This window comes from Pseudomonas sp. AG1028 (assembly GCF_007993955.1).
In the GTDB taxonomy this organism is placed as follows: Bacteria; Pseudomonadota; Gammaproteobacteria; order Pseudomonadales; family Pseudomonadaceae; genus Aquipseudomonas; species Aquipseudomonas straminea.
Window position 1 is genome coordinate 139,664 of sequence record NZ_VIVP01000001.1, and the last position, 15,535, is coordinate 155,198.

General features: G+C 64.5%; 12 protein-coding genes. 4 read left to right on the forward strand and 8 right to left on the reverse strand.

Annotated features, from left to right (window positions below; genetic code table 11):
• Positions 1-71: 71 nt before the first annotated feature.
• The 4 genes from FB481_RS00610 (at position 72) to FB481_RS00625 (ending at position 6,896) form a co-directional block, all read left to right on the forward strand.
• Positions 72-752 (forward strand): Fe2+-dependent dioxygenase, encoded by a 681-nt coding sequence (locus FB481_RS00610; protein ID WP_147174783.1) that lies wholly within the window; start codon positions 72-74, stop codon positions 750-752.
• Between the two features lie 2 nt (positions 753-754).
• Entirely contained in the window at positions 755-1,849 is a 1,095-nt protein-coding gene (locus tag FB481_RS00615) for an alpha-hydroxy acid oxidase (protein ID WP_093499806.1), read from the forward strand.
• Between the two features lie 143 nt (positions 1,850-1,992).
• Positions 1,993-4,215, forward strand: a complete 2,223-nt coding sequence (locus FB481_RS00620) for a TonB-dependent siderophore receptor (RefSeq protein ID WP_147174784.1) — start codon at positions 1,993-1,995, stop codon at positions 4,213-4,215.
• 158 nt (positions 4,216-4,373) lie between these two features.
• Positions 4,374-6,896 carry a sulfite reductase flavoprotein subunit alpha gene (locus FB481_RS00625; protein WP_178109811.1) on the forward strand — a complete coding sequence of 841 codons (2,523 nt, stop codon included), beginning with the start codon at positions 4,374-4,376 and terminating at the stop codon, positions 6,894-6,896.
• 223 nt (positions 6,897-7,119) lie between these two features.
• On the opposite strand, the gene FB481_RS00630 is transcribed toward FB481_RS00625, so the two are convergent.
• The 8 genes from FB481_RS00630 to FB481_RS00660 all read right to left on the reverse strand — a co-directional run bounded on the left by FB481_RS00630 (position 7,120) and on the right by FB481_RS00660 (position 15,417).
• Entirely contained in the window at positions 7,120-8,088 is a 969-nt protein-coding gene (locus tag FB481_RS00630) for a peptide ABC transporter ATP-binding protein (RefSeq protein WP_093499801.1), read from the reverse strand.
• The gene (locus tag FB481_RS00635) at positions 8,088-9,062 is read right to left on the reverse strand and encodes an ABC transporter ATP-binding protein (RefSeq protein ID WP_093499799.1); all 975 of its coding nucleotides are present in this window, start codon (positions 9,060-9,062) and stop codon (positions 8,088-8,090) included. The genes FB481_RS00630 and FB481_RS00635 overlap by 1 nt, the downstream gene beginning before the upstream one ends.
• 63 nt (positions 9,063-9,125) lie before the next feature.
• On the reverse strand, positions 9,126-10,034 hold the full coding sequence (locus FB481_RS00640) for an ABC transporter permease subunit (protein WP_147174785.1): 909 nt from the start codon (positions 10,032-10,034) through the stop codon (positions 9,126-9,128).
• Entirely contained in the window at positions 10,031-10,186 is a 156-nt protein-coding gene (locus FB481_RS23140; protein ID WP_167363071.1) for a hypothetical protein, read from the reverse strand. Before FB481_RS23140 ends, FB481_RS00640 begins: the two co-directional genes overlap by 4 nt.
• Before the next feature lie 14 nt (positions 10,187-10,200).
• On the reverse strand, positions 10,201-11,211 hold the full coding sequence (locus FB481_RS00645) for an ABC transporter permease subunit (protein ID WP_093499795.1): 1,011 nt from the start codon (positions 11,209-11,211) through the stop codon (positions 10,201-10,203).
• A 69-nt stretch (positions 11,212-11,280) separates the two neighbouring features.
• On the reverse strand, positions 11,281-12,876 hold the full coding sequence (locus tag FB481_RS00650) for an ABC transporter substrate-binding protein (protein WP_147174786.1): 1,596 nt from the start codon (positions 12,874-12,876) through the stop codon (positions 11,281-11,283).
• Positions 12,877-13,083: 207 nt separating this feature from the next.
• The gene (locus tag FB481_RS00655; RefSeq protein WP_093499791.1) at positions 13,084-14,679 is read right to left on the reverse strand and encodes an ABC transporter substrate-binding protein; all 1,596 of its coding nucleotides are present in this window, start codon (positions 14,677-14,679) and stop codon (positions 13,084-13,086) included.
• Positions 14,680-14,850: 171 nt separating this feature from the next.
• Positions 14,851-15,417: a helix-turn-helix domain-containing protein gene (locus FB481_RS00660; RefSeq protein ID WP_147174787.1), complete on the reverse strand. Its 567-nt coding sequence runs from the start codon at positions 15,415-15,417 to the stop codon at positions 14,851-14,853.
• Positions 15,418-15,535: the final 118 nt, after the last annotated feature.

The following is a 15,535-nucleotide window of genomic DNA, read 5'->3' on the forward strand; positions in this document are numbered from 1 at the left end:
GGGCTGGCTTCTCTCGCCCACTTGTTGCGCCTTAGAATCATTCTCTACTAGGCGTTCGCGAGAGTCCGTTCATGATGTTGACCATCCCTGATGTGCTGGCGCCCGAGCAGCTGCGCCAGTGCCGTGTCGCGCTGGAGCAGGGCGCCTGGCAGGATGGTCGCGGCACGGCCGGGCATGTCGCCCAGCGCGCGAAGGACAATCAGCAACTGGCCCAGGATGATCCGCTGGCGATACAGATCGGCGACTTCATCGTCGATTGCCTGGGTGCCAACCCGCGCTTCGTCGCCGCCGCGCTGCCGCTCAAGGTGTTGCCACCGCGTTTCAACCGCTATGCCGGCGGCGGCACCTATGGCAATCATGTGGACAACGCCATTTTCAGCGTGCCCGGCACGCCGCACCGGGTGCGCAGTGACCTGTCGGCCACCCTGTTCTTCAGCGAGCCGGATGAGTACGACGGCGGCGAACTGGTGATTGAGGACACCTACGGCAGCCACAGCATCAAGCTGCCGGCCGGGCACCTGGTGCTGTATCCCGGCACCAGCCTGCACCGGGTGATGCCGGTGACCCGTGGCGTACGCCTCGCCTCGTTCTTCTGGATCCAGAGCCTGGTGCGCGAGGATGGCCAGCGCAGCATGCTGTTCGAGCTGGATCAGGCCATCCAGGGCATCAGCCAGCAGTTGCCGGAAAGCCCCGAGGTGGTCCGCCTGACCGGCGTGTACCACAACCTGCTGCGGCACTGGGCGAACACCTGAGCATGGAGAAGCTGCAGCAGATTCCCCCGAGCATCGCCTCGGTCAGCGATTACCAACCCTACGCCCAGGCGCGCATGAGCGAGCAGGCCTGGGCCTACGTCAACGGTGGTGTGGCCGATGAGCTGACTCTGCAGGCCAACCTGGAGGCGTTCCAGCGCCTGCGTTTGCGCAGCCGGGTATTGCGCGACCTGAGCGGTGGGCACACGCGCCGGGAATTGTTCGGGGTGACCCACGATTTTCCGATTCTGCTGGCGCCGGTGGCCTTCCAGAAGCTCGCCCACCCGGACGGCGAACTGGCCACGGTGATGGCCGCCGATGCTCTGCAGGCCGGGATGATCGTCAGCACCCAGGCCAGCGCGAGCCTAGAGGACATCGCCGCTGCGGCCAGCAATCCGCTGTGGTTCCAGTTGTACGTCCAGCCTGATCGTGACTTCACCGAAGCTTTAGTGAGGCGCGCCGAAGCGGCCGGCTATCGCGCGTTGGTACTGACCGTGGATGCGCCGGTCAACGGCGTGCGCAACCGCGAGCAACGTGCCGGCTTCGTGCTGCCGGCCGACGTGCAGGCGGTCAATCTGCAGGGCATTCGCGCGCCCGCCGCGCAGCCGGCGGCAAGCAATGGCGCCCTGCTGCTGGGCGGTAGCCTGCTCGCCGCGGCGCCGACCTGGGCGGACATTCGCTGGCTTCGCTCGATCACCCGCTTGCCGTTGTTGCTCAAGGGCGTGACCGAAGTGGAGGACGCCCGCGAAGCGCTAGAGCAGGGCGCGGACGGCCTGATCGTGTCCAATCACGGTGGCCGCACGCTCGACGGCATGGCGGCCAGCCTCGACTGCCTAGAGCCGATTGCCGATGCGCTGCAGGGCCGCCTGCCGCTGTTGTTCGACGGTGGCATTCGTCGCGGTACCGACATTCTCAAGGCCCTCGCCCTCGGCGCCGATGCGGTGCTGATTGGCAGGCCGTACATCCATGGGCTGGCGGCAGCCGGCGCGGCGGGGGTGGCGCATGTCATTCAACTGCTGCGCGCCGAGCTGGAGGTGGCGATGGCCCTGACAGGGTGTCGCGACCTGGCGGCCATCGACAAGCGCGTGCTGGCCCGCTGATCGCGGGGCATTTCATTCGAAGAAATTGGTGCTGGAGCTGGCAGGTCGGAGCACGGCCGCTATACATACGGATATGAATGATTATTGTTGTTGCATGATAATAATTATCAATTATTCTTCCCGGCTTTCTGGGGAGACATACCATGCAACACACAAAAAAAACGCTGACACGTCGTCCACAACCCTGCCTGCTCGCCTCGGCCATTGGCCTGGCGCTGGCGTCCTGTAGTTTGGCCAGCCTGGCGGCCGAGACCACTGCGCGTGCCGGCTCGCTGCAGTTGGGGGAGATACAGATCCAGGCCCAGGAAGCGGAAAGCTCCAAGGTCGAGCAGTCCGCGTCCGCGAAGATGACTGCGCCGCTGCTTGATACCCCGCAGACCATCACCGTGGTACCCAAGAAGGTCATCGAAGAGCAACAGGCCCTGAGCCTGCGCCAGGTGCTGTCCAACGTATCGGGTATCACCTTCAATGCCGGCGAGGGCGGCGGTGGTTCGGGCGACAGCATCAACATCCGCGGTTTCAGCGCCAATGCCAACATGCAGATCGACGGCCTGCGCGACAGCGCCCAGACCAGCCGTACCGACACCTTCAACATCGACCAGGTGGAAGTCATCAAGGGCCCGAACTCGGTATTCGGCGGCGCCGGCACCACTGGCGGCAGCATCAACGTGATCAGCAAGCAGCCGCAGAACCGTGCCTTCACCCGCATCGGCGGCAGCCTTGGCACCGACAACTACTACCGCACCACCCTGGACACCAACCAGCCGCTCGAAGGCGTGGGCACCGACAGCGCCGTACGCCTGAACCTGATGGGCCACCAGAACGACGTGGCCGGCCGCGACGAGATCGACCGCAAGCGTTGGGGGATTGCCCCGTCGCTGCGCCTGGGCTTCAGCGAGGCGACCCGGCTGACCCTCAGCCTGCACCATCAGGAGGACGACAACCTGCCCGATTACGGCGTGCCGGCCCTGGATGGCAAACGCCTGGCAGGTGTGAACCGCGACGCCTACTTCGGCTGGAAGAACCTGGACAAGGAAAAGATCGAGCAGAGCGCGCTCACCGCCAACTTCGAGCACGACTTCAACGACAACCTGAGCCTGCAGAACCTGACCCGCTACAGCCGGGTCAACCGCGACACAACGGTGTCCGCCTCCCACGTCAACACCACCGGGGTGCCGGCCGGCAGCTACCGCCCGGCAGGCCCGCAGGGCTACGGCCGCGATGCCGAGACCGAAATGTGGATCAACCAGAGCAACCTCAAGGCCGCCTTCGATACCTTCGGGTTGGCTCACAACCTGGTGGTCGGTGCGGAAATCTCCCGCGAAACCCTGGACCTGCGCACCTACAGCTACAACCTGACCAGTGCCGGGCCCTATCCAATCTTCGATCTCGGCAACCCGCCGGGCTACTGGGCCGGCGCCACCAACAAGGCCACCAGCGGCTACACCGAGACCAAGCTGGTCGACAAGGCCATCTACCTGTTCGATACCATCGCCCTAAACGAGCAGTGGGACATCAACGGCGGCGTACGAGTGGACTGGATGGACGGTCAGGCGCGGGCATTCGACGCCACTCACCAGCCGACCACCCGTTTCGAGTCCAATGATCGCAAGGCCAGCAGCCGGCTTGGCCTGGTCTACAAACCGGTGGAGAACGGACGCTTCTATGTGGCCTGGGGCAACTCCTACAACCCCTCTGCCGAGAACCTGGCGTCGTCGGGCGGTGGCCTGACCGCTGCCACGGCTGACCTTGCCCCCGAGAAGAACGAAACCTGGGAGCTGGGCACCAAGTGGGAACTGTTCGAACGCCGTGTCGAACTGGACGCCGCCGTGTTCCGCGTCGAGAAGAGCAATGCTCGGGAAACCATGTCCGATGGCTCCACGCAGCTGGCCGGCAAGCAGCGCGTCGACGGCGTCGAACTGGGCCTGACCGGTCACGTGACCGAGCAGTGGGACGTGTTCGCCAACTACACCTTCCTCGACAGCGAAACCCTCAAGGCCGCCGACACACCAGCCGGTGCCGACCGCGAAGGCCAGGCGCTGGGCAATACGCCGCCGCGCTCCTTCAACCTGTGGACCACCTACAAGCTGCCCGCCGGCTGGAGCATCGGCTACGGCGCCCGTTACGTCAGCGAGCGCAACGTCAGCTCCAGCACCCGCGCCAAGCTGGACGACTACTGGCTGCACAACGCCATGGTCGGCTACAAGGTCAACGAGAACCTTGACCTGCAGCTCAACGTGAACAACCTGTTCGATGAGGATTACGTCGAGCGCGTTCGTCAGCAAGCGGGAGCCGCGGCGCGTTCCTCGGCCATCGAGTATGGAGATGGTCGTTCGGCGCTGCTGTCGGCGACTTACAGCTTCTGATAGGCGCCCTTGAGCCCCGTTGACGTCTGGCGTCGACGGGGCTTTTGCCTGTGTGGCGTTCGCTGATTGGTAAAGAGCAGGTAAAAAACGAGCATTTCAAATGCTTCTCATCTAGAGTCGCGCGGCTTCGAGTCGTGTCCATCTGCTGAGTGTTAATCGTGTTCAAGAAAGTCTTGTTCCAACTGCACTGGTTTTTCGGCATCACCGCCGGGCTGGTGTTGGCCCTGATGGGCGTGACCGGCGCGCTGTACAGCTTTCAGGAAGAGATCCTGCTGGCGATCAACCCCGAGATGGCGGTGACCGCTCAGGCGGGCGATGTGCTGCAACCGGGCGAAATGGTCGAGCGCTTGCAGGCTCAGGGGCTCAGCGTATCCGGGCTGTATGTGGATACCGAGGGCGGCCAGCCGACGCGGGTGTTCCTGACGCCGCCGCCTGGTGAACGGCGCGGCGGGATACGCTTCGTCGACCCCTATACAGCCGAGATCTTCGAGGCCCCTCGCGGCCTGCAGTTCTTCGGCCTGATGTTGCAGCTGCACCGCTTTCTGGCCATGGGCCAGAGCGGTCGGCAGATCACCGGTGCCTGCACCATCGCCTTGGTGTTCTTCTGCCTATCCGGGCTTTACCTGCGCTGGCCGCGCAAGGTGTGGAGCTGGCGCGCCTGGCTGACGTTCGACTGGGCCAAGAAGGGCCGCGCCTTCAATTGGGATCTGCATTCGGTGGTCGGCACCTGGTGCCTGCCGCTGTACCTGTGTGCAGCGCTGACCGGCCTGTATTGGTCCTACGACTGGTACCGCGGCGGGCTGGAGAGCCTGCTCAGTGACAAGCCGCGGGCTGCTGGCGAGGAGCGCGGTCGCCGCGGGCCACCACCCGAAGGGCAAGCGATGCCGCCGGTGAACTACACCAACCTCTGGCAGGGCATTCAGCGCACGGCCGGTGACCGTCTTGGCGTCTATAGCCTGCAGTTGCCCAACGCAGCCGGCCAGTTGGCGCGGGTGTTCTTCATGCTGCGCGACGCCGAGCACACCCGCGCCTTCGACCAGATGCAACTCGACCCACTGACCGGCGAGGCGAAGCAGGTCGAGCGCTATGCCGACAAGTCCTTCAAGGCGCGCCTGCTGGCCAGCGTCTACGCCCTGCACACCGGCGAGTATTTCGGCATGACCGGGCGCATCCTGATGATGGTTGCCAGCCTGGTGATGCCGCTGTTCTTCGTCACCGGCCTGCTGCTGTACCTGGACCGTCGCCGCAAGAAGCGTGCAGCGCTGGCCGCTCGTCAAGCGCTTGCCGGGAGCGAGGGTGGTGAGCCCTGGCTGGTCGGTTTCGCCAGCCAGAGCGGCTTTGCCGAGCAACTGGCCTGGCAGACCGCCGGGCAATTGCAGGCCGCCGGCCTGGCCGTGGAGGTGCAGCCGCTGGCGCGAATCGACGCCGCCAGGCTCAGTGCCACGCCTCGCGCGCTGCTGGTGCTCAGCACCTTTGGCGACGGTGAAGCGCCGGATAGCGCCCGTGGCGTTGAGCGCCAGTGGCTGGCGGCGACGCTGGATCTGCACGGCCTGCGTTACGCGGTGTTGGCTCTGGGGGATCGCCAGTATGCGCAGTTCTGCGGCTTTGCCCGGCGTGTCGACGATTGGCTGGCCGGGCGTGGCGCCCAGCGCCTGGGCGAGCGTATCGAGGTGGATGGCGATGACCAAGCTGCTCTGCAGAACTGGCAGCGCCAGTTGTCCGAGCTGACTGGCGTGCAGCCAATGGCCGTGCAGCAGGTGCCGTTCGATGGCTGGGTGCTGCGTGAACGTCGTTGCCTGAACCCGGGCAGCCAGGGCGCGGGCACCTGGGTGGTCGGCCTGCAGCCGCCAGCCGGTGCGCAGTGGCAGGCCGGCGACATTCTGGAAATTCTTCCGCGCAATGGCGAAGCACAGGTGCAGCGCTGGTTGCAGGCCCACGGTTTGCAGGCGCTGGCGTCCGTCATCATCGAACCACTGGGCCACACGCTGGCTGAGGCATTGGCTGGTCGCCAACTGCCTTACAGCGCCAGCCACCTGGTCGGCCTGCACGCCCAGGCGCTGCTCGAGGCGTTGGTACCGCTGCCCAGTCGTGAGTATTCGATCGCCTCGTTGCCCGAGGATGGCGTGCTGGAGCTGATCGTGCGGCAGCAGCAGCTGGCCAATGGCGAGCTGGGTGCCGGCTCCGGCTGGCTGACTGCGCACCTACCGGTTGGCGAGCAGTTGCTGGCGCGGGTACGGCGTTATAGCGGTTTCCATGTTCCAGAGGATGACCGACCAGTGATCCTGATCGGCAACGGCACGGGACTGGCTGGCCTGCGCAGCCTGCTCAAGGCGCGCATCGCTGCCGGGCACGCGCGAAACTGGTTGCTGTTTGGCGAGCGCAACGCCGAGCACGACTTCTACTGCCGTGACGAGTTGCAGGCCTGGCTCGAAGGCGGTCAATTGCAGCGGCTGGATCTGGCCTTTTCCCGTGATCTGGCGAAGCGCATTTACGTGCAGGATCGCCTGCGCGAGGCCGCGGATGAACTGCGGGCGTGGATTGCCGAGGGTGCTGCGGTTTATGTGTGCGGCAGCTTGCAGGGTATGGCGGCGGGTGTGGATCAGGTACTGCGAGACGTGCTGGGTGAGGCTGTTGTGGAAGGGCTGGTGGAGCAGGGGCGGTATCGGCGGGATGTGTACTGAGAAGCGTGCTCGCGAACCGGACATTCAAAGGTTGCGTAGGAGCGGCTTTAGCCGCGAGTTTTTTATTAAGGCAAGCAAAGAGCTCGGAGTTAAAGCCCCTCCTACAATTTACGCGAACGGCCGATCCAGTTACGTAGCGATCACATAGATAAAGCCCGGCAGAACGATCGTGAACAGGCTCTTGTTCCGCCAGGCGCAGCGTCTAGCTGCGCCCGGTGGGCGATCAGAGAAACTGCTCGGCGTGGTGGCAGGCCACTTCCCGGCCATCGAGCGGGCGCAGCAGCGGCAGCTCGGTCTGGCAGCGTTCGGTGGCGTATGGGCAGCGCTTGTGGAACGGGCAGCCGGGTGGCGGGTTGAGCGGGTTGGGCAGCTCGCCGACGATCTTGATCTTCGGTTTGCTCGGGTCCGGGTGGATGGTCGGCGTGGCTGACAGCAGCGCCTTGGTGTACGGGTGCAGCGGGCGCTCGTAGAGCTTTTCGCTGGGGCCGATTTCCGCTGGGCGGCCGAGGTACATCACCAGCACGTCGTCGGCGACGTGGCGCACCACCGACAGGTTGTGGGAGATGAACACGTAGCCGGTCTGGAACTCTTCCTGCAGATCCATGAACAGGTTGAGCACCTGGGCCTGGATCGACACGTCCAGCGCCGAGGTCGGCTCGTCGGCCACCAGCACCTTGGGGTTGAGCATCATGGCGCGGGCCAGGGCGATGCGCTGACGCTGGCCGCCGGAGAACATGTGCGGGTAGCGCTGGTAGTGCTCGGGGCGCAGGCCGACCTGATTCATCATCGCCTGCACTTTCTCGCGGCGCTCGGCGCGCGACAGGCCTGTGTTGATCAGCAGCGGTTCGGCCAGCTGATCACCGATCTTCTGGCGCGGGTTGAGCGAAGCGTAGGGGTTCTGGAACACCATCTGCACGTCGCGGCGCAGTTGCTTGCGGGTCTGCGCGCTGGCGCCGTTGACTTCCTGGCCGGCGATCTGCAGCGAGCCCGAGGTGGGCTCCTCGATCAGTGTCAGGGCGCGGGCCAGGGTGGATTTGCCGCAGCCGGATTCGCCGACCACGGCCAGGGTCTTGCCAGCCTGCAACTCGAAGGACACACCATTGAGCGCCTGTACCGTGGCGGCGGGCTTGAACAGCCCCTGGGACACGGAGTAGTGGCGCGTCAGTTGGCGTGCGGTCAGAACGGTCGTCATCACGCCACCTCAGCATTCAGATTGAGCGGGAAATAGCAGCGCACCGCGCCGCGCTCGTGGGGTTCCAGGGCCGGGCGCTGCTCGCGGCACTTGGGCTGCACGTAGGGGCAGCGCGGCGACAACAGGCAGCCGTGGGGTCGGTCGTAGCGACCGGGCACGATGCCGGGCAAGGTCGACAGGCGCGTGGCGCCCAGGCTGTGCTCGGGAATCGCCTTGATCAGCGCTTCGGTGTAGGGGTGGGTCGGCGCGTCGAACAGCGCTGGCACCTGGCCCAGCTCCACGGCCTGGCCTGCGTACATCACGCAGACCCGGTTGGCGGTTTCGGCGACCACGGCCAGGTCATGGGTGATCAGCACCAGGCCCATGTTCTGTTCGCGCTGCAGGTCGAGCAGCAGCTCCATGATCTGCGCCTGGATGGTCACGTCCAGGGCGGTGGTCGGCTCGTCGGCGATCAGCAGCTTGGGCTCGGCGGCAATCGCCATGGCGATCGCGACGCGTTGGCTCATGCCTCCGGAGAGCTGGTGCGGGAAGGCGTCGAGGCGGCTGGCGGCACCAGGGATTTCCACGCGTTCGAGCAGTTGCAGGGCACGCTGGCGGGCAGCCTTGCCCTTGAGACCGAGGTGCTGACGCAGCACTTCCTCGATCTGGAAACCCACGGTGAAGCTGGGGTTCAGTGCCGTCATCGGGTCTTGGAAGATCATCGACAGGTCCTTGCCGACGATATGTCGACGCTGGCGGCCCTTGAGGGTCAGCATGTCCGTGCCGTCGAAGGTCAGGCGGTCGGCGCGCACGATGCCGGGGGCATCGATCAGGCCCATCAGCGCCATCATGGTCACCGACTTGCCTGAGCCGGACTCGCCGACGATGGCCAGCACTTCACCCTTGTCGACTTTCAGGTCGAGGCCGTCGACCACCGGCACGGCGTTGGCGTCGCCGAAGCGCACGCTCAGGTTGTCTATTTCCAGCAGGCTCATCGGGTGGCCTCCATCGAATTGCAGGGGGCGGCCGTGGTGCAGAACAGGTTCATGGCGGCCTCCTCAGATCGCATTCTTGAGTTTCGGGTCCAGCGCATCGCGCAGGCCGTCGCCCATCAGGTTGATCGCCAGCACGCTAAGCAGGATGGCGAGGCCTGGCAGGGTCACCACCCACCAGGCGCGCTCGATGTAGTCGCGCGCCGAAGCCAGCATGGTGCCCCACTCAGGCGTTGGCGGTTGCACGCCGAGGCCGAGGAAGCCCAGGGCGGCGGCGTCGAGAATCGCCGAGGAGAAGCTCAGGGTCGCCTGCACGATTAGCGGCGCCATGCAGTTGGGCAGCACGGTGATGAACATCAGCCGTGGCAGGCTGGCGCCGGCCAGGCGGGCGGCGGTGACGTAGTCGCGGTTCAGCTCGCCCATCACCGCGGCGCGAGTCAGGCGCACGTAGGAAGGCAGCGAGACGATGGCGATGGCGATCACGGTGTTGATCAGGCCTGGGCCGAGAATGGCGACGATGGCCACGGCCAGCAGCAGCGAGGGCAGGGCCAGCATGATGTCCATCAGGCGCATGATCGAAGGGCCCATCAGGCGCGGGAAGAAGCCCGCGACCAGGCCCAGCAGCAGGCCGGGAATCAGCGAGATGACCACCGAGGCCAGGCCGATCAGCAGCGACAGGCGCGCGCCGTGGATCAGGCGCGAGAGCAGGTCGCGGCCGACTTCGTCGGTGCCGAGAATGAACTGCCATTGCCCACCTTCGAGCCAGACCGGCGGGGTCAGCAGGGCGTCGCGGAACTGCTCGCTGGGCGAGTACGGCGCGATCCACGGCGCGAACAGCGCACAGAACACGATCAGCAGCATGAAACCGAGGCCGGCGACGGCGCCCTTGTTGTGGCTGAACGCGCGCCAGAATTCCTTCAGCGGCGAGGGGTAGACCAGGCTCTGGTCGATGGGCGTGGTAGTGGTCGAGGTCATGCTCGCACCTCATGAATAGCTGATTTTGGCGTAGCCCGGGTCGAGCGCAGCGACACCCGGGAGAGAGCGACCTGGGTATCGCGCTGCTCAACCCAGGCTACGAATACGTTGGTGTTTTCTGAATAGCTCCAGCGAGCCAAATGCAGGGACATTTCAGGCTCCTTTATCAGCGCTGGTGGCGAATGCGTGGGTTAACGAGTCCATAGAGGATGTCCACCACGAAGTTGACCAGGATCACCAGACAGGCGATCAGCAGGATGCCGTTCTGCACCACGGGGTAGTCGCGGGCACCGATGGACTCGATCAGCCACTTGCCGATGCCCGGCCAGGAGAAGATAGTTTCGGTCAGTACCGCCCCGGCGAGCAGCGTGCCGACCTGCAGGCCGAACACGGTGAGCACCGGAATCAGTGCGTTGCGCAGGCCGTGCACGAACACTACGCGGGCCGGCGACAGGCCCTTGGCGCGGGCGGTGCGCACGTAGTCCTCACGCAGCACTTCGAGCATCGCCGAGCGGGTCATGCGGGCGATCACCGCCAGCGGAATGGTACCCAGCACGATGGCCGGCAGGATCAGGTGGCGCAGGGCGTTGCCGAACGCGCCTTCCTCGTCGGACAGCAGGGTGTCGATCAGCATGAAGCCGGTCACCGGCTGGATGTCGTAGAGCAGGTCGATACGTCCCGATACCGGCGTCCAGCCCAGCCACACCGAGAAGAACATGATCAGCAGCAGGCCCCACCAGAAGATCGGCATCGAATAGCCAGCCAGGGAAATGCCCATCACCCCGTGATCGAATAACGAGCCCCGTTTGAGCGCGGCGATCACCCCGGCAATCAGCCCCAGCGTGCCGGAAAACAGCAGCGCGGCCAGGGTCAGCTCCAGGGTGGCGGGGAACAGGGTGGTGAACTCGCTCCACACCGGGGTGCGGGTGCGCAGCGATTCACCCAGGTCGCCCTGGGCCAGCTGGCCGATGTAATCGAAGTACTGGGCGTACAGGGGCTTGTTCAGGCCCAGACGCTCCATGGCTTCGGCGTGCATCTGCGGGTCGACGCGCCGCTCGCCCATCATCACTTCCACGGGGTCGCCGGGGATCATGCGGATGAGCGCGAAGGTCAGCAGCGTAACCCCGAAGAACGTGGGGATCAGCAGGCCCAGGCGCCGGGCAATAAAACTCAACATCGTGGGAGGTACCTCATTGGCCGGTCAGGCAGCCCGCCGGCGTGTGTACCGCCGACGGTGTGTTTTTATCTACTTCACCTGGGTGGTGGCGAAGTTGTTATTGGTCAGTGGGCTGATGTGATAGCCCTCGACGTTCTTGCGCATGGCGGTGAACAGTTTCGGGTGGGCCACGTTGATCCAGGGTTGATCCTCGGCGTAGATCGCCAGAGCCTGGCGGTAGAGGCCGGCACGTTGATCGTTGTCGGTCACGCCGCGGGCTTGGGTGATCAGGTCCTGGAACTTAGGGTTGCACCAGCGCGCATAGTTCTCGCCGTTTTTCGCCGCATCGCAGCTCAGCAGCGGGGTCAGGAAATTGTCCGGGTCGCCGTTGTCGCCGGCCCAGCCGGAGGACACCAGGTCGCCTTCGCCCTTCTTGGCACGGCGCAGCATCTCGCCCCACTCCATCACGCGGATATCGAGCTTCAGGCCGATCTCGGCAAGGTCGGCCTGGAGCATTTCTGCCGACAGGCGCGGGTTGGGGTTGGTCTGGCCGCCGCCGCTGCGGGTGAACAGGGTGATCACGGCGCCTTCCGGCACGCCGGCTTCCTTGAGCAGGGCTCGGGCCTTGTCGAGGTCGCGGGGCGGGTTGCGGTTATCGTCGTTGTAGCCGATCAGCACCGGCGGGTACGGATTGACCGCCACCAGCGCGTTGCCCTTGCCGAACAGCTGTTCGACGTGGCGCTGGCGGTCGAAGGCCAGGTTGATCGCCCGACGCACGCGCACGTCGCTCAGGTATTTGTGCTCGGTGTTCATGGCGATATAGCCGGTGACGATGGCCTCGATCTCGTCGACCTTGAGGTTGGCATCGGCCTTGATCGACGGCACGTCATCAGGCTTGGGGTACAGCGCCACCTGGCACTCGTTGGCGCGCAGCTTCTGCAGGCGGGTGTTGTTGTCGGTGGCGATGGCGAAGATCAGTGGGTCGGCCGGCGGCTTGCCGCGGAAGTAGTCGGGGTTGGCCTTGAAGCGAACCTGGGCGTCCTTGTTGTAGCGCTGGAAGATGAACGGCCCGGTGCCGATCGGCTTGCTGTTGAGCTCGCCGGTCTTGCCGGCCTTGAGCAGCTGGTCGCCGTATTCGGCGGAGTAGATCGAGGTAAAGGGCATGGCCATGTCACGCAGGAACGGGGCTTCGGGGCGGTTCAGGGTGATGACCACGGTGTGGTCGTCGGTCTTGGTCACCGACTTGAGCAGGTCGCGGAACGCCATGCTCTCGAAATAGGGATAGCCCACGCTGGCCTTGGCGTGCCACGGGTGCTTGGGGTCGAGCTGGCGATTGAGGCTCCACAGCACGTCGTCGGAGTTGAATTCGCGGCTCGGCGTGAAGTAATCGGTGGTGTGGAATTTCACGCCTTTGCGCAGGTGAAAGGTGTAGGTCAGGCCGTCGTCGCTGATCTCCCAGCTTTCGGCCAGCGCCGGCTGAATGTCCGTTGTGCCGGGCTTGAAGTCGACCAGGCGGTTGAACACCGTCTCGGCCGAGGCATCGGCGGTCACCGCGGTGGTGTACTGCACGATGTCGAAACCCTCGGGGCTCGCCTCGGTACATACCACCAGCGGTTTGGCGGCCAGATTGCCGGCGGCGCCGAGAACCAGGGCGGCCAGGGCAGCGCGTAGCGGTAGTGTCTTCATCGGATGTCCCCCGCGGTTGAGGTCAGCATAGACGTACGGCCTGCAAGGGGCAGGCCGTGAGCCGTGGTTCAGAGATGTGCATCATCGGTCTTGCGGCATGATTAGCCAGTGGCCAAGCCCAAGGCCTGAGCGCTCATCGCGCGGGTCACTCGGGCTTGTCGGTTGGCTGACCGGCTCGCGGTTGTCCGCTAGCCGGCCGTTACGCCATCAGTCGTTACTGACACCGATGAAACTGTTACGCCCGAACGGGCTGATCTGGAAGCCCTTCACGCTGGTGCGCATCGGCTGGTAGACGGTGGAGTGGGCGATCGGGGTGATCGGCACTTCACGCTTGAGCACCACCTGAGCCTGCTTGTACAGCTCGCTGCGCTCGTTCTGGTCGGTCACGCGCTTGGCGGCCACTACCAGCTTGTCGTACTCGGCGTTGCACCACTTGGAGAAGTTGTTGCCGTCTACCGAGGCGCAGCCGTACAGGGTGCCGAGCCAGTTGTCGGGGTCACCATTGTCGCCGGTCCAGCCGATCAGCATGGCGTCGTGCTCGCCAGCGTGGGCGCGCTTGATGTACTCGCCCCACTCGTAGCTGACGATGCGTGCCTTGACGCCGACCTTGGCCCAGTCGGCCTGCAGCATTTCGGCCATCAGACGGGCGTTGGGGTTGTAGGGGCGCTGCACGGGCATGGCCCACAGGGTGATTTCGGTGCCTTCCTTCACGCCGGCGGCCTTGAGCAGTTCCTTGGCCTTTTCCGGGTTGTAGGGCGCGTCCTTGATCGACTCGTCGTAGGACCACTGGGTCGGCGGCATGCCGTTGACGGCCAGCTGGCCGGCGCCCTGGTACACGGCGTCGATGATGGCTTTCTTGTTCACCGCCATGTCCAGCGCTTGGCGCACCTCGAGCTTGTCGAACGGCGCGCGGGTCACGTTGTAGGCGATGTAGCCCAGGTTGTAGCCCGGGGCGGTCGGCACGTTGAGGTTCTTGTCGGCCTGCAGGCCCTTGAGGTCGGCCGGGCGCGGGTTGAGGGTGATCTGGCACTCGCCGGCACGCAGCTTCTGGGCGCGCACCGAAGCGTCGGTGTTGATGGAGAAGATCAGGTTGTCGATCTTCACGTCATCCGGGTTCCAGTATTCCTTGTTGCCCTTGTAGCGAATCGCCGCGTCCTTCTGGTAACGGCTGAACACGAACGGGCCGGTGCCGATGGGCTTCTGGTTGATTTCTGCGGCCTTGCCAGCCTTGAGCAACTGGTCGGCGTACTCGGCGGAATGGATGCCGGCGAAGTTCATCGCCAGGTTCTGCACGAACGCGGCGTCCACTTCCTTGAGGGTGAAGACCACGGTGTGGTCATCTTTCTTCTCGACCTTGGCGATGTTCTTGTCCAGGCCCATATCGGTGAAATACGGGAACTCGCTGGGGTACGCCTTGCGGAACGGGTGGTTGCGGTCGAGCATGCGGTTGAAGGTGAACAGCACGTCGTCGGCGTTGAATTCGCGGCTCGGCTTGAAGTAATCAGTGGTGTGGAACTTGACCCCTTCGCGCAGGTGGAAGGTGTAGGTCAGGCCGTCTTCGCTGATGTCCCAGGAAGTCGCCAGGCCCGGCTGAGCCTTGGTGCCGCCACGCTCGAATTCGGCCAGGCGGTTGAAGATGGTTTCCGACGCCGCATCGAAGTCGGTACCGGTGGTGTACTGGCCGGGGTCGAACCCACCTGGGCTGCCTTCGGAGCAATACACCAGATTGCTGGCCTGGGCGAGCGAAACACTGGAGAGCAGACCTGCCGTGAGCAGAGCCTTGCACAGGAGAGACATGCGCATGCGAACCTCTTTTTTCTTTTTGTTCGCGCCTGGGTTCAGCGCGAGCTCGATATGCGGTGAAAGCGGATAGCCCACCGGGTCGGGCTCGAAATTAAGTCATGCTGAAATTTCGGTCAACAAAAATTAAGCGGCACTAACATTGCGCATATTTGCCCTGAATTGGGGCGAAAATCACTCTTGCGCTGGGCTATCGCCGAACAATTGCATGGTGGTCATGGTGAGCACTTCGGCGGGCTCGTCGGCGGCGTTGATCAGCCGGTGCAGCTTGCCGGCATCGAAATGCACGGAGTCGCCAGGGCCGAGCGGATAGTCGCGACCTTCGATGGTGTAGACGATATGCCCGGCCAGCACGTAGGAGAACTCCACGCCCTCGTGGGCGATCAGCTCCGATTCGTAGCCCACCGGAATATTCATTTTCACGGCGTTGATCGAGTTGCCGGGAAAAGAGCTGGACAGGCGCTCGTAGGCCAGCAGTTGGCCGCCAACCGTGTAGCGCACGCGCTCGTTGACGTGGGAGTCGGGCTGCGCCTGCACGGGTTGGTCGAACAGGGCGTTGAGCGGCACGTTCAGGGACTTGGCGATGCTCGCCAGGGACGAGATCGACACGCCGGTGAGGTTGCGCTCGGCCTGGGACAGGAAGCTGGCGGTCAGGCCGGCGTCGGCGGCCACCTGGTTGAGGGTCTTGCCGGCGGCCCGCCGGTAGCGGCGCAGGCGTTCGCCAATGCGATCTGCGGTCATGGGCAAAGTTCGTTGTTGGAGTGGGCGCAGTATACCCAGCCAGCGTAGGGACTTCAGCCGTCAGATTGCGCACTATTTAAGTGCCACTGAAAAATGCTTTGACCAAAATTTAAGTTGC

Excerpts from the sequence above, each read along its gene's own strand:
- FB481_RS00660 (WP_147174787.1), bottom strand. The coding sequence starts at position 15,417 with ATGACCGCAGATCGCATTGGCGAACGCCTGCGCCGCTACCGGCGGGCC.
- FB481_RS00630 (WP_093499801.1), bottom strand. The coding sequence starts at position 8,088 with ATGACGACCGTTCTGACCGCACGCCAACTGACGCGCCACTACTCCGTG.
- FB481_RS00650 (WP_147174786.1), bottom strand. The coding sequence starts at position 12,876 with ATGAAGACACTACCGCTACGCGCTGCCCTGGCCGCCCTGGTTCTCGGC.
- FB481_RS23140 (WP_167363071.1), bottom strand. The coding sequence starts at position 10,186 with ATGTCCCTGCATTTGGCTCGCTGGAGCTATTCAGAAAACACCAACGTA.
- FB481_RS00610 (WP_147174783.1), top strand. The coding sequence starts at position 72 with ATGATGTTGACCATCCCTGATGTGCTGGCGCCCGAGCAGCTGCGCCAG.
- FB481_RS00645 (WP_093499795.1), bottom strand. The coding sequence starts at position 11,211 with ATGTTGAGTTTTATTGCCCGGCGCCTGGGCCTGCTGATCCCCACGTTC.
- FB481_RS00620 (WP_147174784.1), top strand. The coding sequence starts at position 1,993 with ATGCAACACACAAAAAAAACGCTGACACGTCGTCCACAACCCTGCCTG.
- FB481_RS00655 (WP_093499791.1), bottom strand. The coding sequence starts at position 14,679 with ATGCGCATGTCTCTCCTGTGCAAGGCTCTGCTCACGGCAGGTCTGCTC.
- FB481_RS00615 (WP_093499806.1), top strand. The coding sequence starts at position 755 with ATGGAGAAGCTGCAGCAGATTCCCCCGAGCATCGCCTCGGTCAGCGAT.
- FB481_RS00640 (WP_147174785.1), bottom strand. The coding sequence starts at position 10,034 with ATGACCTCGACCACTACCACGCCCATCGACCAGAGCCTGGTCTACCCC.
- FB481_RS00635 (WP_093499799.1), bottom strand. The coding sequence starts at position 9,062 with ATGAGCCTGCTGGAAATAGACAACCTGAGCGTGCGCTTCGGCGACGCC.